Genomic DNA, 18,563 nt, shown 5'->3' on the forward strand with positions numbered 1-18,563 from the left:
GTAACTCAACTTTTTGCCTATCCGGATGGTCTTTTATTGTTTATAGATTATTTATTATCAGCGTCTGCTTTTTCAGCTTTTTCAGCCATCACAGCTTTACGTGATAAGTTTATTCTACCTCTACTATCAACTTCAGTAACTTTAACCTCAAATTTGTCTCCGACAGAAAATTCATCAGCAACATTTTTAATGTATGAATCAGATAATTCTGATACATGTACTAAGCCATCTGTTCCTTTGATAATTTCGACGAAAGCACCAAAGTTCTCAATTCGTTTAATTGTACCTGTATATATTTTTCCAACTACAACTTCTTCAGTTAACTCTTCGATTATTTTAATCGCACGTTGAATTGCGTCTGCATCTTGACCATAAATTGAAACATTACCTTCATCATCAATGTCAATTTTAACATTGGTTTCATCGATAATGCTGTTGATGGTTTCCCCACCTTTACCAATAACAACTTTGATTTGAGCAGGCTTGATTTTAATTGATTCGATTTTAGGTGCATAAAAACTTAATTCTTCACGTGGTTGTTTGATCGTAGCTTCTAAATTATCAAGTATTTCAAATCTTGCTTTTTTAGCTTGAACTAAAGCTTCTTCAAGAATTTCTTTAGTAATACCTTCAATTTTGATATCCATTTGTAAAGCAGTAATACCTTTACGTGTCCCCGCAACTTTAAAGTCCATATCTCCTAAGTGGTCTTCCAGACCTTGAATATCGGTTAAGACAGTATAATTGTCGCCTTGCATTACAAGACCCATAGCAATTCCACCAACAGGTGCTTTGATCGGTACACCAGCATCCATTAACGCGAGTGTTCCTGCACAGATACTTGCTTGTGATGAAGAACCATTTGACTCTAAAACTTCAGCAACCAAACGAATCGTGTAAGGGAAATCTTCTTCGTTAGGAATAACAGGCAGTAACGCACGTTCACCTAAAGCCCCGTGACCAATTTCACGACGGCCCGGTCCTCTAACGGGGCCAGTTTCTCCAACAGAATAATTAGGGAAATTGTAGTGATGCATGAACCGTTTGCTTTCTTCGCTGCTCAAACCATTGATATGCTGATGTTCATTCAAAGGTGCAAGTGTAGCCACAGACAAGGCTTGTGTTTCTCCACGAGTGAACAGTCCAGAACCGTGAACACGCGGTAAAATAGTCACTTCAGAATCTAGGGCTCTGATTTCATCCACTTTACGACCATCTGGGCGTGTGTTCTCTTCAGTAATCAAACGACGAACTTCGTCTTTCTCCATACCTTCTATAATCGATTTAACATCTTTGATCACAGAAGCATGATTTGGCGCATCCAGGTACTCATCTTCATATTTATCAATAATAGATTTTTTAAGTATCGCTGTTTTTTCAGCACGTTCTTGTTTATCAAATGTTTGAATCGCTTCTTTCATCTGATCGTTAAAAGCTGCAACAACTTCATTCTCCAGTTCTTGATCGGGAAGAAGTAAAGTAACGTCCATCTTTTCTTTTCCTACTGACTCAACAATTTCCTCTTGGAAAGCAACTAACTCTTTAATAGCTTCGTGTCCGAAAAGCAAGGCTTCCAGCATATCTTCTTCCGCTACTTGATTTGCTGCACTTTCAACCATATTAATGGCTAGTTTCGTTCCTGCAACTGTTAGCTGAATATCAGATTGATTCATTGCTTCTTCAGATGGATTGATAACAAATTCACCGTCAATGCGTCCAACATTTACTCCTGCAATAGGGCCATTGAATGGAATGTCAGAAACACATAATGCGAGTGAAGAACCAAACATCGCAGACATTTCCGGGGAATTATCTGGATTTACAGACATCACCGTGTTCATGATCTGAACTTCATTACGAAAACCTTCTGCAAACATTGGTCGAATCGGTCTGTCAATAAGACGGGCAGTTAATGTCGCATTATCAGACGGTCTTCCTTCACGTTTAATAAATCCCCCAGGTATTTTGCCTACAGAGTACATTTTTTCTTCATAGTTCACCATTAAGGGGAAGAAAGGTAATGTGCTGGCTTTTTTGCTTGCTACCGCCGCGGTTAAAACGACCGTATCTTCATAACGAACGAGAACTGCGCCATTGGCTTGTTTAGCCATTTGTCCGACTTCGACAGTTAATTTGCGTCCACCTATTTCTGTTGTAAAAACTTGTTTATCACTCATTCATTTATCTCCTTCATTTTGACAGGAAGCCATACCTACTAAACAAACGTCATTGTTCCAATGAGTCAGACTAATCACGTTTGTATAGTAGAATGATAGGCGTCCTGTTTTTTTTTATAAATAAAGCGAGATTCCTTGGAATCTCGCTTTGTATTTATGATAATAATCAAACATAGCTACCTTACATCTAAACAGATGATGGAGCTACTATGTTTAAGCAATCGATTAACGACGTAAACCAAGTCTTTTAATTAATTCACGGTAACGTGTAATATCTTTGTTACGCAAATAAGCTAACAAGTTACGACGGTGACCAATTTTTTTCATTAGTCCACGCATTGAATGAAAATCTTTTTTGTGTAATTTTGCATGTTCATTCAATTCATTAATATCAGCAGTTAAAACTGCGATTTGTACTTCCGGAGAACCAGTATCTCCTTCGTGACGAGCATATTCATTAATGATTTCTGTTTTCTTTTCTTGTGAAATTGCCATTTCTTTCCACCTCTTTCCATAATATGAATCCTGTTACTGAGTAAGCGTTGGTGATACGGCAAACCAAGCAAAGGTCTCTGTGTAAAATTACTTTTAACACTGTACAAATACTACATGATTTATTAAAATAAATCAAGTCTCATGACCAAGTTTCAGGGTTCTTATTCCATTTCTCTAAAGTTTCCAAGTCATCCTGTTCAATCACACCGGTGCGTAACGCAGCTTGAACGAGACTAGTATAATTTGTAACTGCATGATTCTCAATATTCAGATCATCGAAGGCACTCTTGCCTAAGGAAAGTTCATATGTGAAAATAGCAGCCACTCCAAGAACTTCTGCGCCTTGATTTTTCGCGACACTTACCGCATCTATTACACTTTGCCCAGTAGAAATCAAATCCTCGATGACTACAAGCTTGGCTCCCGAGTTAAAGGTTCCCTCAATCTGCTTTCCTGTGCCGTGTTTTTTTGCTTCACCACGAATATAGACCATAGGAAGCGTCAGTCTATCGGCAACCCAGGCCGCATGCGGGATCCCTGCTGTTGCTGTTCCAGCAATCACCTCAACTTCTGGATAGTATTTCATTATCAACTCTACAAGAGCTGTCACGATTTGCTCTCTCACCACTGGATAACTCATTGTTAATCGATTGTCACAGTAGATGGGACTTTTCATTCCGCTAGTCCATGTGTATGGTTCTTTAGGCCTTACATTGACAGCACCAATTCTTAACAATTCTTCTGGTATAGTCTCTTTACTGATCATATTATTGGTTGTTCCCCTTTCCACTGATGTAAAACTTCTAAGTATGCGTCAACGGGATTTAAAGATTGCGTTACGGTCCGTCCTACAACGATATGAGTGGCTCCAAATTCCCGCGCCATTGCAGGTGTGGCAACACGCTGCTGGTCATCTCTCATTTCAGTATTCAAACGAATTCCGGGTGTTACTCGCAAAAATCCATCTCCCAGTTTTTTCTTTATGCTAGCTGCCTCATGAGCAGAGCATACCACACCATCTGCCTGAGCGTCATGGGCTAACCCGGTATAATGAAGCACGCTTTGTGCCATAGTGTATTCACAACGTTGTTCCTGTCTGAGCATTTCTTCAGAAGTAGAGGTCAATTGTGTAACTGCAAGAAGTAAAGGTCTCCGTTCGTTAGCAGGTGTGCCTATCTCTAAGCCTTCTCTAGCTTCTTCCATCATCTTTTTCCCTCCGGCAGCATGCACATTGATCATGTCTACTCCTAAACGGGCAATGCCTGTCATGGCTTTCTTTACAGTAGTCGGGATATCATGCAGCTTGATATCTAAAAACACATCGTGCCCAGCTTCTTTTAACGAGTAGATTATAGAAGGACCCTGCTGATAGAAGAGTTCCATTCCAACTTTCAGATTCAACTGCTGATCTGGAAATGCACTTAAAAATTGTGAGACTTCTTTTTGAGTGGAAAAATCTAAGGCTATGATCGGTTTATTATCCATTGAGTCTTCCTTCTTTCACTTCTTGAATCAGTCCTTCGAGAGAATCGATCCCCAGTTCTTCCATTCTTTTAGGTAATTGAGCGATAATGTCATTCATTACGATCGGATTTTTATAAGTTGCTGTTCCGATAGCTACAGCAGATGCTCCTGCCAAAAACATTTGAATGACATCGTCTGTAGTCTGGACGCCCCCCATTCCAATGATTGGTATGCTTACTGCATGAGAGACTTGATAGATCATGCGAACGGCAATTGGGAAGATCCCTTCTCCCGACAGTCCTCCCATGGTATTTCCTAAGACCGGTTTTCTGGTCGTCACATCAAATTTCATACTCAACACTGTGTTGATCAAACTTAGTCCATCCGCTCCGCCGGCTTCTGCTGCTTTAGCGATCTCTACGATATCTGTCACATTGGGGGTCAGTTTGACATAAACAGGTACTGTAACTGCCCGCTTCACTTTTCTAGTGATACGTTCCACAATTTTTGGATCCACTCCAAAGGTTAAGCCCCCCTCTTTTACATTGGGACACGAAACATTCAACTCGATCGCACTGATTATATCGGATTGGTTGAGTTTTTTAGCCACTTCTACAAACTCATCTTCTGTTTCTCCAGCCACACTACCGATAACAGGCGTCGAGAACCTCGCTAGGCTGGATAGCTTTTCAGCGACAACAACATCAACACCGGGATTTTTAAGTCCTACCGAGTTAAGAACACCATTTTTCAAAGGATGAAACTTCGGGTCTTTATTACCGACTCTCGCTTGTATTGTCGTTGACTTCAGTACAATAGCTCCTAAATTATTATAATCATACAGATCATGATACATGTCTCCGAAGCCGAAAGTACCACTGGCTGGCATGATCGGATTTTTCATTGACAGACCTGGTAAAGATACACTTATATTAGTCATTGAGACTCCTCCATTAAATTTATTAAAGACAGCTTATAAAGCAGCGGTTAAAAATGTTCTGGATTCCAATACGCTTATAATAGCTGAAACAGTGTCCAGTGAAGTCATGAGCGGCACACCTTTTTCAATCGACGCTTTTCGTATGGAAAAGCCATCTTGTACGGCGTCGATATTTTTCCCCATTGTGTTGACTACAAGATCTACTTGGTCTGACAAGATGTTTTCCAGGATAGTTTCTTCTTTGTCTTCACTTTTTTTATGAATCACCTTTACCGGGATGTCTGCTTCTTCGAGCGTTTTTGCTGTACCCTGTGTGGCTAAAATCAAGTACCCAAGCTCATAGAATCGTCTGGCCAAATCTACGGCTTCTTCTTTATCCTCATTAGAAATAGTGAATAATACTTTGCCGTGATCCGGCAAATGCATATCGCTCGCTTCAAAGGCTTTATAAAGAGCTTTTTCTAATGTTTTATCGCTCCCCATCACTTCCCCAGTTGATTTCATCTCAGGGCCAAGTGAAGCATCCACTTTAAGGAGTTTAGAGAAACTGAACACGGGCGCTTTGACATGTACGAGATTTGGTGTGCTGCATAATCCGGGTTCGTATCCCTGTTCAATGATAGAGGATCCTAATATGGCTTTTGTGGCAATTTTTGCCATCGGGATATTTGTTACCTTACTCAAAAAAGGCAATGTGCGGCTTGCGCGCGGATTCACTTCGATGACATAAACCGTTTCGTCATGTACAACGAACTGAACATTCATCAATCCCAAGCATTTAAGACCAATACTGAGTTTTTGTGTGTACTCCACTATAGTCTGAATGATTTTTTGAGACAGATGCTGAGGTGGGTAAACAGCCATAGAATCCCCAGAATGTACACCGGACCGTTCAATGTGTTCCATTATGCCGGGTATCATAACATTCTTCCCATCACAGATGGCATCTACTTCTACTTCACACCCGATCAGGTAGCGGTCGATCAGTACGGGATGCTCTGAAGAAATTTTCACAGCTTCGTTCATATACTTTGACAAATCTAAAGGATTATACACGATTTTCATTCCTCTGCCGCCTAAGACATAACTTGGTCGAACCAGTACCGGGTACCCTATCCCTTCAGCGATAGTTAGTGCTTGTGTATCGGTCGTTGCCGTACTTCCTTCTGGTTGAAGTATGGCCATTTCTTTCAATGCTTTTTCAAAAGCATTTCGGTTCTCAGCTCTATCTAAATCCTCAACGGCTGTACCTAAAATTGTCACTCCCAATTTTTCCAGTGGTTCAGCAAGGTTTATGGCTGTCTGTCCTCCAAACTGAACAATGACACCTTTGGGTTTCTCAAGTTTTATGACATTCATGACATCTTCTAGAGTTAACGGTTCAAAGTATAGTTTGTCTGAGATTGAAAAATCAGTTGAGACCGTTTCAGGGTTATTGTTCATGATGATCGCCTCATACCCGGCTTCCTGAATCGCTTTGATAGAATGTACTGTAGCATAATCAAATTCAATGCCCTGTCCGATTCTTATCGGACCAGATCCTAATACCAGTATGGATTCTTTTTCCGTCACAACACTTTCCTGTTCCTCTTCATACGTGCTGTAGAAATAAGGTGTAGCAGAGTCAAACTCAGCCGCACAGGTATCCACTGTCTTGAATACTGGTTGTATCCCATGTTCTTCTCTCAACTCACTGATGTCCTGTTCTGTTCTTTGCCATAAGTTAGCAATAGCTTTGTCAGAAAATCCAAATTGCTTCGCATACAGCAGCTGTTTTAAATCGCCTTTATTCTTTTCCAGCATATCCTCAATTTCAACAATGTGCAGGAGCTTATCTAAAAAAAACAGATCGATTTTTGTTAATTGTGCTAGTTCTTCTATAGGAAACTTCCTGCGAATAGCTTCAACTAAATAAAACAACCGGTCATCCTGGGCTTTGACCGTTTTGGCGATCAACTGGTCATCGGTCACTGATTTCAAACTATCCAATTCAATGTGACTGACTCCAATTTCCAGTGAGCGGATAGCCTTCAACAAACTTTCTTCAATACTACGACCGATAGCCATTACTTCTCCCGTTGCTTTCATTTGAGTAGTCAGTGTTCGGTCTCCTGTTTCAAATTTATCAAATGGCCACCTAGGTATCTTGGCAACCACATAATCAAGGGCCGGTTCAAACTGAGCGTAAGTTGTTTGTGTCACAGGATTTTTCATCTCATCCAGCGTCAGACCAACTGCTATTTTTGCCGCAAGTTTGGCGATAGGATATCCTGTCGCTTTACTCGCCAACGCCGAAGAACGGCTCACCCGTGGATTGACTTCGATGATGAAATAGTTGAAGCTATGCGGATCCAATGCTAATTGCACATTGCATCCACCCTCTATTTTCAACGCTCGAATAATTTTCAATGAGACATCTCTTAACAGCTGATATTCTTTATCTGTTAATGTCTGACTGGGTGCTATGACGATCGAGTCTCCTGTATGGATGCCGACAGGATCTATATTTTCCATATTACATACGACCATCGCATTATCATGATGGTCTCTCATGACTTCATACTCGATTTCTTTGTATCCAGCTATACTTCTTTCTACCAGACATTGACTCAAAGGTGATAAACTTATTCCGTTCGCTACGATTTCCCTCAATTCAGTTTCATTGTCGCATAAGCCTCCACCTGTTCCGCCCATTGTAAATGCCGGACGAACGATCAGCGGGTAGCCTATTTCATCCGCAAAAGCGACTGCCTCTTCTATCGTATGGACGATTTCACTGTCTGGAACAGGTTCATTCAGTTCGCGCATCAGGTTACGAAACTGATCACGATCTTCAGCTTGATTTATAGCAGATAACTTGGTCCCGAGCAGTTCGATATCCAACTCTTCCAAGATACCGGCTGTATCCAGCTGAATAGCCATATTTAACCCCGTCTGTCCTCCCAAAGTTGGCAAGATCGCATCGGGTCGCTCTTTGCGTAATATTTTGGAAACAAATTCCAATGTCAGCGGTTCTATATACACTTTGTCCGCGATTTCTTTATCTGTCATGATAGTAGCCGGGTTAGAGTTGATCAAAACGACGGAGTACCCTTCTTCTCTTAAAGCTAAGCAGGCCTGGGTGCCCGCGTAGTCAAACTCAGCTGCCTGTCCAATAACGATCGGGCCGGAACCGATAACTAAAATTTTACTGATATCTGTTCTTTTAGGCATCTTTTTTTTCCACCTTCCATGCGTCCATTAATTCAATGAACTGATCGAACAGCCCTGCTCCATCATGTGGTCCGGGGGCTGCATCAGGGTGATACTGGACACTGAAAACCGGGTAAAGTCGATGTCTTAACCCTTCAACTGTCCCATCGTTTATTTCCAAGTGTGTGACCATTAGTTTTTCTTTGTTGATCGATTCTTTAGAAACTGCATAGCCATGGTTTTGAGATGTAAAATCTATTTTTCCAGTTACGATTTCTCTGACTGGATGATTGAACCCTCTATGTCCAAAATTCATTTTAAAAGTCTCTGCCCCATTTGCTAAAGCAATCAGCTGATGTCCCAAACAAATACCGAAAATCGGAACGTATTTCTGCAACTGCTTAATCATTTCATGGGCATAAGGCAAATCTTTCGGGTCGCCAGGTCCATTGGTCAACATGACACCATCAGGATTTAAATTTAATACTGTTTCAGCATTTGTATCATGCGGGAGTACAGTGACATGACACTCCCGTTTATTCAACTCATGTAAAATACTATGCTTTAATCCGTAATCTATTACGACGACTTTTCGTCCTGTCTGAGGACTCACATAAGGTCTTGTCGTCGAAACTTGTTCGACCTGGTTTCTGGGAAGCTTCGTTTGGGATAACTGCTGTATGATTTTATTGATTTCTCGTGTATCATCTGTCAAAATAGCTTTCATTGCCCCGTGTTCGCGAATCACTCTTGTAAGTCTTCTGGTATCAACGCCCATAAGACCAGGGATATCTTTCTCTTTTAAAAATTCATCTAAGTTCATCTGGCTTCTCCAGTTAGAAGGTCTTCTGGCATATTCTTTAACTATCACTGCTTTAGTCGTAGGAACGATCGATTCGTAATCGTCCCGATTGATTCCTGCGTTTCCAATCAGGGGATAAGTAAACGTCAATAACTGGCCATTATAGGACTGGTCTGTAATAGATTCCTGATACCCTGTCATACCTGTATTGAAAACGACCTCTCCGATGGTCTCTTTACTTGAACCAAACCCATATCCTCTGAACACTGTTCCATCTTCCAACACCAGTAGTCTTTTCTTCATCGGATCCCCTCCTCATAAGCCACTTGTCCATCCACAATTGTGAATACTGTCGATCCATTTACTTTCCATCCTAAAAATGGTGTATTGGATGCCTTGGACTGAAAATCTTCTTTCCTGATCACCGTTTCATTGTCTAAATCGAAACAGGCCAAGTCCGCCGGTGCGCCTACTTCGACTACACCTGTATCAAAACCAAATACTTGTGAGGGTATGTCAGTTAAGCTGTCTACTAGCTTCTTGAGCGTGACCTTGCCTGTTTTCACCAGATAGGTATAGAGTAGTGAGAAAGCTGTTTCGCTTCCGACGATACCAAATGGAGAACCGACCATTGAACCATTTTTTTCTTCATCACTGTGAGGAGCATGATCTGTTGCGATCACATCGATAGTCCCGTCAAGTAAACCCTCAAGCAAGGCTAACTGATCTTCTTTGCCTCTAAGCGGTGGATTCATTTTGTACTGACTCGTATCACCCGGAATATCTTCTTCACAGAGCAACAGATGATGAGGGGTAACTTCTGCTGTGACATGAATGCCTGCCTGTTTGGCCTCTCTTATCACTCTGACGCTCTCTTTAGCTGAAACATGACAGACATGATAATGCACGCCCGTTTCTTCCGCGAGTAATACATCTCTAGCAATTTGAGTAGATTCGGTCAGCTGTAGCATTCCCTGTAAACCCAACTCTTTGTTCCTTGTTCCTTCATGCATCACACCTCCTCCAAACAAGAGAGAATCATCTTCTGTGTGAGCCACGATCGTCGTTCCCAGCATAGCAGCTTCCTTCATTGCTTCATACATTATGCCCGCCGTCTGAACGCCTACTCCGTCATTAGTAAAAGCAAATGCCCCCGCTTTTAGCAGTTCTTTCTGATCAGTCAGTTCTTCAGATGTGAGCCCTCTAGTAATGGGCACATACTGTTTTACTTTCACACTTGCATCTTGAGAAATAATTTCCAATATTCTTTCAAGATTTACAACTGTATCAGGTTCAGGATCAACATTAGGCATTGCACAAACCGTCGTAAATCCTCCTCGTGCAGCCGCTTTAGTTCCTGTTTTTATTGTTTCTTTGTATTCATTTCCCGGCTCTCTCAGGTGAACATGAACATCAATAAGTCCTGGTGTCACCAGTCTACCCTTGGCATCAATAATAATATCAGCAGGATGGTTTAAACTTTGTCCAATTGTATTTATCTTTTTATCAGTTATATAAATATCGACTAAATGAGTCTGACTGTCATTCTTAATGATGGCTGCATTTTTAATTAATAGTGACATGTTCATTCCTCCCTTTATCTATGCTTAAGGACCGAGTCGATAATTGCTATTCTTGCATAAACTCCATTTTCCATTTGTCTGACAATTCTAGAACGCTCACACTCAACCAGACTGTCCTCGATTTCAACCCCTCGATTAACTGGGGCAGGATGCATAATAATGGCTGATTCTTTCATTCTGGACTCTCTTTCAAATGTGATGCCATATTTTTGCAAATAGGTGTTTTTAGAAAACCTTAAGTCAGTTTCTTGATGTCTTTCATGCTGAACGCGCAGCAGCATCATAACATCCACTTGATCGATCAGCTTATCGATCGTTGTGAATGTTCCGTATTCTTCAAAAGAAGGTTCATACCATTCCTGAGGACCTGTAAAATAAAGCTTAGCTCCCAAACGTTTAAGTATCTGCATATTACTTTTGGCAACTCTTGAATGGGTTAAATCCCCCGATATTGCTACTTCAAGGTTTTCAAATGATCCATACTCTTCGTAGATGGTCATCAAGTCAAGCAAAGATTGACTTGGATGTTGTCCGGTCCCGTCTCCTCCGTTGATAATCGAACACTTAATGCTGTCACTTTCGATCAGTTTAGTATAGTAGGCTTCTTCACTATGACGGATGACGACGATATCGACGCCAATTGCCTGAAGTGTCAGAACAGTATCATACAAACTCTCTCCTTTCTTTACACTACTCATTGCAGGTTGAAAATCAAGCACCTGCATTCCCATTTTGCGTTCTGCCATCTCGAAACTTTTATGTGTACGGGTACTCTGTTCAAAAAAACAATTTATCGCGTAATTCTCAGTATAGGTTGGGAATTTAGCCTGTCGCTTAAACTCTATTGCTGATTCGATCATCTCTATGATTTCCTGATTGTCATACTGTTCCAATGATACAAAATGACGCATACGTTTTGCTTTCAATTTAGTCATAAGAATCCTCCCTTAAAATCTCTTCCGATAAAAAAGTATAGTCAACATCTACTTGTCTGAAAAAAAAGACCCGGCGCCATAACGGCACTAGGTCTAAAGGATTCCACAAAAAACGGTTCAGAATTGTGTTTACTATTTTAAAATAGATGCCCATCTCATACATCAGTTATCTGGCCTATCTACTTTAAAGCTTTGCACACTTTTCTACCTCTTTTGTTTATTCCTGCGACCTTTCGTGTCTCACGGGACACCCTTTAAAGTTCACAATTATTCAAATTCACTGTTTTTTTAAAATATTCACCTGATCGGTTTCATCGATTTCTTTTAAGGAGACCTGAATGGTTTCTTCTCGAGAAGTTGGAATGTTTTTACCAACAAAATCTGCTCGTATTGGTAACTCTCTGTTCCCTCGATCAATTAGAACAGCTAGATAGATTTTGTCTGGTCGTCCCAAATTTATAACTGCATCCAGTGCTGCTCGTATGGTCCGGCCAGTGTAAAGTACATCATCTATAATAACAACTTTCTTTCCTTTTATCGTTGCATTATCAACGGGAAAAGTCTGCTTTTTAGAATCTCTCCCTTCGTTATCGTCCCGATAGTAGGACACATCCAGTTCCAACACTTCGATTGTTTCACCTTCAAGTCGTTTTATTCTATCTGCAATGCGGTGAGCAAGAAATACACCTCTTGTCTTTATTCCGGCAAGAACAAGGTTTTCAATGCCTTTGTTCTTTTCGATTATTTCATAAGTAATTCGAATCAATGCTCGTTCCATCGCTACATCATTGACTACTTCAACTTTAGACAGTTTCTGCATTATTTATCCTCCTGGTTATGATCAGTGAGTGATCCTTTTTTACGAGCTATTATTAATTTCCTATAGCCAGATCTTGAATAGAATCCAATAAAAAAAGCACTCTTATCCAGTTAAGATAAGAGTGCTCCCAAATATTTCTATATAGGTATGAAGAGGTAAACAAATTAAAGCTCACCTGTTCAAAGGGACTTTATCAGTACTCACGGGTACGTATAAAGAACCTGCTGCTCCTTCTTAGTCTCTCTGGACTATCTTTAAAGGATTGCTATTCAATTGAGTTAACTCTAAAGGTTTCAATCTATAAAGTCAATCTATTCCAACAAATTTATAAATACTTTGTTTTCAGTTCCATTACAATGTCTCTTAAATCAGCTGCTTTTTCAAAATTCAGCTCTTTAGCAGCTTCTTTCATTTCCAGTTCCATTGTTTCAATGAGTTCTTTTCGTTCTTTTCGTGATAAGTTTTTGATTGTTTCTTCAGACAAGCCCTGCTCGTCTTCACCAATTGACGTGGAGATCTTGATAAGTTCTCTCACTTCTTTCTTGATCGTTGTCGGAGTAATACCGTGCTTCTCGTTGTATTCTTCTTGAACGGCACGACGTCTCTCGGTCTCATCAATCGCCTTTCGCATGGAATCGGTAATACGGTCCGCATACATAATGACACGCCCATTTTCGTTTCGGGCCACGCGTCCCATTGTTTGAATCAGCGCTCGAGCACTTCTGAGGAACCCTTCCTTGTCAGCATCAAGAATCGTGACCAATGAGACTTCGGGAACATCTAAACCTTCTCGCAGCAAGTTGATTCCTATCAATACATCATACTTGCCTATTCTAAGCTCCCTGATGATCTCAGTCCGTTCCAATGTTTTTATATCACTGTGAAGGTACTGCACTTTGATGCCGACTTCTTTAAGGTAATCCGTTAAATCCTCCGACATTTTCTTAGTTAACGTTGTAATGAAGACTCGTTCGTTTTTTTCGATCCGTTTATTGATTTCTTCAATGATGTCATCTATCTGTCCTTTGATTGGTCTTACTTCAATAATAGGATCCAGTAAACCGGTTGGTCGAATAATTTGTTCTACGATTTGGCTTGACCGGCTCATCTCATATTCTGCCGGGGTCGCTGAAATATAATTGATTTGTGGCACTCTTTCTTCAAATTCTTCAAGGCGGAGTGGACGATTATCGAGCGCACTAGGTAATCTGAATCCATGATCGATCAGTTGTTGCTTACGTGCTCTGTCCCCTTTGTACATGCCTCTTATCTGCGGCATGGTCATATGTGATTCATCAATAATAAAGAGTGAATCTTTGGGGAAGAAGTCCAACAACGTATACGGCGATTCCCCTGGTTTTCGTCCGTCTAGATGTCTGGAGTAGTTCTCGATACCCGAACAGTAACCCATTTCCATCATCATCTCAAGGTCATAGTTCGTCCGCTGTTCGAGTCGCTGAGCTTCCAGTAATTTATTTTCTTTGTGCAGTTCTTCGAGCCTATCTTTTAATTCCGCCTGTATGGAATCGATAGCTGAACGCGTCTGTTCATCGTTTGAAACAAAGTGAGTGGCTGGAAATATAGCTGCATGAGCCAGATCGGCTTTAACTTCACCAGTCAAGACATCCACTTCTCTGATTCGATCTATTTCATCTCCAAAGAATTCGACTCTGATAGCTTCACTTTCTCTTGAAGCTAGAAAAATTTCAACGACATCCCCACGCACTCTGAATCGTCCACGCTGAAAATCAATGTCATTGCGTTCAAATTGCATATCAACGAGTCGGCGCAGTAATGCTTCTCTGCTGATCTCCATCCCGGAACGTAAAGATAAGACATGTTCTCTATAATCTTCTGGATTAACTAATCCATAGATACAAGAAACAGAAGACACTACAATAACGTCGCGTCTTTCAAGCAATGAACTAGTTGCTGAGTGTCTCAGTTTATCAATTTCATCATTTACGCTGGCATCTTTTTCAATAAATGTATCAGTGGACGGAACATATGCTTCTGGTTGATAATAGTCATAATAACTCACAAAATATTCTACTGCATTATCTGGAAAGAATTCTTTAAACTCAGTGTACAGTTGACCAGCTAACGTTTTGTTATGTGCCATGACTAATGTTGGTTTATTAACCTGTTGAATAACATTTGACATCGTAAAAGTCTTTCCTGTCCCTGTAGCTCCTAAAAGAACTTGTTCTTTTAGATTGTCGTTGATCCCCTGTACCAACCGCTTGATCGCTTCAGGCTGATCTCCACTGGGCTCGAAAAGCGATTTTAAATTGAACCTTTGCTCGGCCATGCTAACACTCCTTTACATAAAACTGTTCGCTAATATTTTATCATAAAAAAAGTATTCTCAAAGACTTATGTCTTATGAGAATACTTCAAAAATTATTTAGCTACTTTTTTGCTTAAACGTGACTTGTCACGAGCAGCTTTATTTTCGTGAATCAGACCTTTTGATGAAGCTTTATCAATTGCTTTTACAGCTTTAACATATAAGTCTTGTGCGTTGTCTGCATCATTGTTTGCAGCTTCTAAGAATTTCTTCTTAGCTGTTTTCATTGATGTAACTTGGCTCACATTGTTTGCTCTCTTTTTCACGTCTTGTCTTTGACGTTTTTCAGCTTGTTCCATATTTGGCATTGTAAAACACTCCTTAATTAATAAACATATAGTTGGATTTAAATGGATACTGTAATAAAACAGTATTATCTAGACCATGTAAATTTGTTTATTCAACATTCCCCATTTTACATCACATTACTTATATTTTCAATGAAAACTTTTTTTCTTTTTATCTTCACTCGTTCATTGATGAAAACTTCCAGATAAAGAGCTCGATTTGCATTTCCGGATTTACTTTTCCACTCTTAATTTCATAATCGGCAGTAATCAAGTAATGATGAGCCTGGGATAATGCCTCCTGCTTGAATAATTTTTCCATTTGTAAAGCCAATTTAACACGATAAGGATGAATTTTCAAGATACTAGCGATATCCGCCTGCTGATACCCTTTTTTTCTTAGGATTTTTACTTGGAGCAACAATCTGAACTGGCCGATCATCAAAGCGAGTATTTTAATTGGATCTTCTTTTTGATGCAGCAAATCCTGATACAGTTCAATCGACTCTTTAACATTCTTCTTCAATACTTTTTCATTCAACTCAAAAATATTTTGTTCCAGGGATTTTGAAACAAGTTTATTTATCGATTCAATAGTGATCAATTTGTCTTCAACGTGATAGACCATTAATTTGTCTAATTCATTCTTTGCCTTGGACAAATTCCTATCGGTCAATTGCAATAAACGCTCAAAAGATTCTTTCGAAATTTTAAAATCCCTTTCTTTAAGATACATTCTTAAATAATCTACCGTCTCTTTTTCGGTAGCTGGTGTAACGTCGATGACTTCTGAAAGCTTTAATAATGCTTTTGTCACCTTTTTCCTCTTGTCCAGTTTGTCATAGGGTGCAATAAACACGAGAATCGAAAAATCAGAAGGATTGTTCAGATAACTCTCGAGTAATGTGGGGGTGTGTATTATATTTGATGAAATCTTTTTCCCGGTAAAAATATGACTGGAATGAACAAATATTAATTTCTGCCCTCCAAAAAACGGGAAACTTTCTGCTTCAAAAATGACATCATCTATACTTGTCTCATTTAAATCAAAATGCAAAATATTCATTTCATCTTTTTGTTTGTTTTTTATTGTTTTTGTTAAAGCATTGGTCACTTCTTCTATAAGTACGCTTTCAGTTCCGATAATCGCATAAACAGCTTTCAACTTCTCTTTATTGATTTCATCAATTTGTTTTATTACAGATTTCATCTCATTCTCCTCTTCGTTCTTTTTTAGGTTCAAAAGAAAACAAGCGCTTATCAATATTATCTCTGCGTAAACGATCAGTAAATTTATACCTGATGGCCCCATCATGATCCGTTCTAAAAATCATCGCATCCAATTCTGTTATCTTTTCGATAACACTGTCATGCGGATGGCCGTATCTGTTATTTTTTCCACAAGAAATCCATGCTACTTCCGGATTCAGCTGTTTTAAAAATTCTGCATGTGTCGATGTTTGACTGCCGTGATGACCTACCTTTAACACATCAACAGTTAGGTTAGGATACTTCGCGAGTAATTCTTTTTCTCCATCAGCTTCAAGGTCCCCTGTAAACAACCATGTTCTATTCCCTATCAATCCTAACACAACCAAAGAACTGTTATTTCTATTTATTCCTGCAAATGTATCGTTTGAGAGGATCGCCACAGTGTTGGAAGGAAGATTCTCACTCGCTCCCTCATTTACCTCTTTAATTATTGTGCCATATTTCTCTATAGAAGGAAACAACGTCTGAAAATTTGCTTGTAAAAAAGTGGCTTTTGCAGAAACGACCTGCTTAGTTTTTATTTGACTAATAATATCAAGCAGTGCACCATAATGATCAATGTCTGGATGTGTAATAATAACAGAGTCAAGTTTATGTACACCTTCAGATTTCAGCACCGGCAAAACGATATTTTCACCTACGCTAAATTCTTTTTCCCTCTTTTTCCATTCTTCAACTAAAAATTCACTCTGACCACCCGTATCGATGAGATAATTCCCTTTTCCCCATGGTTCTCTGATCAATATCGCTTCTCCCTGATTCACATCGATCATTAATACTTGCCCGTAAGGCGTGTAGCGAACAGAATAGACACACATCATGATACCCACTAGCGGTACAATAATGAAAGTCTTATTGCTATTTTTTTCAATCAACAAAAGCAGCATGACAATGAAACTTATCAATAATAAGTAACTTATTTGGGACAACCTCCCTGTAATAATAGTAAAAGATATATTCGAAGCCATCCCATCACCTAATTCTTCCATAATTACGATCAGGTTATCCAATACTCGTAGGCTATAGCTGAAAAGGCTGGACGTTGGTATGAAAAGAGAGAGAAGAAAATTCACTATTATTATCGGTAATAATACTGTCGCAATAAACGGGATGAAAAGACTGTTCAAAATAAGTACACCCCACGAAAATTCATAAAAGTGGTAGGTTAAAACAGGAATAGAACAAATCAATATGCATAAATTTAAGCCTATATATGCTTTGAGCTTTGACCACTGATTAAAAATCGACTGCTGTGTGAACATAATAATAATAAAACTTATTAAATAGCTTAACTGAAACCCTACCGTGTAAACACTATAAGGCTGAACAAATAGGATACTGAGTAGCATAAGCGACCAGCAATCCAAGGTAGTAAGCGGTACATTCATTTTTTCACTTATCATCTTAAGCCACGTTTGTCCGATTGCTCTAAAAACACTTACACCGAAACCCGTAGTGAAACCATATAAAGGCAAAAACAAGAGCAGGGATGCGCTCGTGGCTTCAGTGCTTATTCTTGCTCTGCGACACGTTTTCTTTATCATATCAACAACAAGCACCACGTGTAAGCCTGAAATGCTCAATAAATGTACAATGCCCAATTCTTTAAACGTACGCATGACGTCGGATGAAAAGGTGCGTTTATCAGCAAATAAAAGTGTTTTGGTATAGATGGCTGTGCGCTTAGTCATTGTCTGGTCTACATGTGTCAGTATTTTCTGTCTAAACGAATCCACACTATAAACATGAAATTGATTAAATCTATTCTGCTCCACAACTTCTAAAGTTGAAGCAGTTAACATATAATAGATTTGTTTGTTTTTCAAATAATTTTTATAGTTGAATTGATGAAAATTAGTCGGTTCATTTGGTTCGGAAAAAGTGCCTTCCACTAAAAAACTTTTAGGAGCAGAATTTCTTAATTCTTCTTTTTCATTTTCATTTTTTATATAATAACTGACTATCACTTTTTCCTTTCTTCCATTTTCTATTATTGTTCCTTCAAACGTCAATTTATCTCCATCGATATTTAAACTGGTTTCCTTGACGTCAATATCGACTCTTACATTCTCAGAAATTGAGAGGGTTGCCTCAATCGGATATATATAGATCACTCTTGCATAAAATAACAAACCCAACATTATAGACCAAAATAAAAGCCGTTGATTTTTCAACAAGATGACTCTTATACAAACTAAAATAGATATTGATAGCGTTAGAAACGAAAAATCAGTAGTCATAGTAAT

Annotated in this window: 14 protein-coding genes; all 14 read right to left on the reverse strand. The window is 39.4% G+C overall.

Going from position 1 to position 18,563, the window contains the following annotated elements; all coding sequences use genetic code 11:
• Nucleotides 1–47: 47 nt before the first annotated feature.
• The 14 genes from pnp to ACO1PF_RS01395 all read right to left on the reverse strand — a co-directional run bounded on the left by pnp (nucleotide 48) and on the right by ACO1PF_RS01395 (nucleotide 18,491).
• Nucleotides 48–2,177, reverse strand: coding sequence for a polyribonucleotide nucleotidyltransferase (gene pnp / locus ACO1PF_RS01330; RefSeq protein WP_423189583.1), 2,130 nt, complete (start codon nucleotides 2,175–2,177; stop codon nucleotides 48–50).
• Nucleotides 2,178–2,402: 225 nt separating this feature from the next.
• Nucleotides 2,403–2,672 carry a 30S ribosomal protein S15 gene (gene rpsO, locus ACO1PF_RS01335; protein WP_423189584.1) on the reverse strand — a complete coding sequence of 90 codons (270 nt, stop codon included), beginning with the start codon at nucleotides 2,670–2,672 and terminating at the stop codon, nucleotides 2,403–2,405.
• 139 nt (nucleotides 2,673–2,811) lie between these two features.
• On the reverse strand, nucleotides 2,812–3,438 hold the full coding sequence (gene pyrE, locus ACO1PF_RS01340) for an orotate phosphoribosyltransferase (RefSeq protein WP_423189585.1): 627 nt from the start codon (nucleotides 3,436–3,438) through the stop codon (nucleotides 2,812–2,814).
• Complete coding sequence (pyrF, locus tag ACO1PF_RS01345; RefSeq protein ID WP_423189586.1) at nucleotides 3,435–4,157, reverse strand: orotidine-5'-phosphate decarboxylase; 723 nt, start codon at nucleotides 4,155–4,157, stop codon at nucleotides 3,435–3,437. Before pyrF ends, pyrE begins: the two co-directional genes overlap by 4 nt.
• A complete protein-coding gene (locus ACO1PF_RS01350; RefSeq protein ID WP_423189587.1) occupies nucleotides 4,150–5,076 on the reverse strand; it encodes a dihydroorotate dehydrogenase in 927 nt (308 codons plus the stop codon). The genes pyrF and ACO1PF_RS01350 overlap by 8 nt, the downstream gene beginning before the upstream one ends.
• 33 nt (nucleotides 5,077–5,109) lie before the next feature.
• Complete coding sequence (gene carB, locus ACO1PF_RS01355) at nucleotides 5,110–8,289, reverse strand: carbamoyl-phosphate synthase large subunit (RefSeq protein ID WP_423189588.1); 3,180 nt, start codon at nucleotides 8,287–8,289, stop codon at nucleotides 5,110–5,112.
• Nucleotides 8,282–9,373, reverse strand: a complete 1,092-nt coding sequence (locus ACO1PF_RS01360) for a carbamoyl phosphate synthase small subunit (protein ID WP_423189589.1) — start codon at nucleotides 9,371–9,373, stop codon at nucleotides 8,282–8,284. The genes carB and ACO1PF_RS01360 overlap by 8 nt, the downstream gene beginning before the upstream one ends.
• Nucleotides 9,370–10,653: a dihydroorotase gene (locus tag ACO1PF_RS01365; protein ID WP_423189590.1), complete on the reverse strand. Its 1,284-nt coding sequence runs from the start codon at nucleotides 10,651–10,653 to the stop codon at nucleotides 9,370–9,372. Before ACO1PF_RS01365 ends, ACO1PF_RS01360 begins: the two co-directional genes overlap by 4 nt.
• A gap of 14 nt (nucleotides 10,654–10,667) precedes the next feature.
• The gene (locus ACO1PF_RS01370) at nucleotides 10,668–11,588 is read right to left on the reverse strand and encodes an aspartate carbamoyltransferase catalytic subunit (RefSeq protein WP_423189591.1); all 921 of its coding nucleotides are present in this window, start codon (nucleotides 11,586–11,588) and stop codon (nucleotides 10,668–10,670) included.
• A gap of 277 nt (nucleotides 11,589–11,865) precedes the next feature.
• On the reverse strand, nucleotides 11,866–12,399 hold the full coding sequence (pyrR, locus tag ACO1PF_RS01375; protein ID WP_423190479.1) for a bifunctional pyr operon transcriptional regulator/uracil phosphoribosyltransferase PyrR: 534 nt from the start codon (nucleotides 12,397–12,399) through the stop codon (nucleotides 11,866–11,868).
• A 334-nt stretch (nucleotides 12,400–12,733) separates the two neighbouring features.
• Nucleotides 12,734–14,719, reverse strand: coding sequence for an excinuclease ABC subunit UvrB (gene uvrB / locus ACO1PF_RS01380; protein ID WP_423189592.1), 1,986 nt, complete (start codon nucleotides 14,717–14,719; stop codon nucleotides 12,734–12,736).
• A 92-nt stretch (nucleotides 14,720–14,811) separates the two neighbouring features.
• Nucleotides 14,812–15,066 carry a 30S ribosomal protein S20 gene (gene rpsT / locus ACO1PF_RS01385; protein WP_423189593.1) on the reverse strand — a complete coding sequence of 85 codons (255 nt, stop codon included), beginning with the start codon at nucleotides 15,064–15,066 and terminating at the stop codon, nucleotides 14,812–14,814.
• A 157-nt stretch (nucleotides 15,067–15,223) separates the two neighbouring features.
• Complete coding sequence (gene holA, locus ACO1PF_RS01390) at nucleotides 15,224–16,255, reverse strand: DNA polymerase III subunit delta (RefSeq protein ID WP_423189594.1); 1,032 nt, start codon at nucleotides 16,253–16,255, stop codon at nucleotides 15,224–15,226.
• Between the two features lies 1 nt (nucleotide 16,256).
• Nucleotides 16,257–18,491: a DNA internalization-related competence protein ComEC/Rec2 gene (locus tag ACO1PF_RS01395; RefSeq protein ID WP_423189595.1), complete on the reverse strand. Its 2,235-nt coding sequence runs from the start codon at nucleotides 18,489–18,491 to the stop codon at nucleotides 16,257–16,259.
• Nucleotides 18,492–18,563: the final 72 nt, after the last annotated feature.

This window comes from Alkalibacterium sp. f15 (genome assembly GCF_049389645.1).
Classification (GTDB): Bacteria; Bacillota; Bacilli; order Lactobacillales; family Carnobacteriaceae_A; genus Alkalibacterium.

What these genes read in the sequence shown, in the direction of transcription:
- pnp (WP_423189583.1), bottom strand. Translation starts at nt 2,177, where the DNA reads ATGAGTGATAAACAAGTTTTTACAACAGAAATAGGTGGACGCAAATTA.
- rpsO (WP_423189584.1), bottom strand. Translation starts at nt 2,672, where the DNA reads ATGGCAATTTCACAAGAAAAGAAAACAGAAATCATTAATGAATATGCT.
- pyrE (WP_423189585.1), bottom strand. Translation starts at nt 3,438, where the DNA reads ATGATCAGTAAAGAGACTATACCAGAAGAATTGTTAAGAATTGGTGCT.
- pyrF (WP_423189586.1), bottom strand. Translation starts at nt 4,157, where the DNA reads ATGGATAATAAACCGATCATAGCCTTAGATTTTTCCACTCAAAAAGAA.
- ACO1PF_RS01350 (WP_423189587.1), bottom strand. Translation starts at nt 5,076, where the DNA reads ATGACTAATATAAGTGTATCTTTACCAGGTCTGTCAATGAAAAATCCG.
- carB (WP_423189588.1), bottom strand. Translation starts at nt 8,289, where the DNA reads ATGCCTAAAAGAACAGATATCAGTAAAATTTTAGTTATCGGTTCCGGC.
- ACO1PF_RS01360 (WP_423189589.1), bottom strand. Translation starts at nt 9,373, where the DNA reads ATGAAGAAAAGACTACTGGTGTTGGAAGATGGAACAGTGTTCAGAGGA.
- ACO1PF_RS01365 (WP_423189590.1), bottom strand. Translation starts at nt 10,653, where the DNA reads ATGTCACTATTAATTAAAAATGCAGCCATCATTAAGAATGACAGTCAG.
- ACO1PF_RS01370 (WP_423189591.1), bottom strand. Translation starts at nt 11,588, where the DNA reads ATGACTAAATTGAAAGCAAAACGTATGCGTCATTTTGTATCATTGGAA.
- uvrB (WP_423189592.1), bottom strand. Translation starts at nt 14,719, where the DNA reads ATGGCCGAGCAAAGGTTCAATTTAAAATCGCTTTTCGAGCCCAGTGGA.
- rpsT (WP_423189593.1), bottom strand. Translation starts at nt 15,066, where the DNA reads ATGCCAAATATGGAACAAGCTGAAAAACGTCAAAGACAAGACGTGAAA.
- holA (WP_423189594.1), bottom strand. Translation starts at nt 16,255, where the DNA reads ATGAAATCTGTAATAAAACAAATTGATGAAATCAATAAAGAGAAGTTG.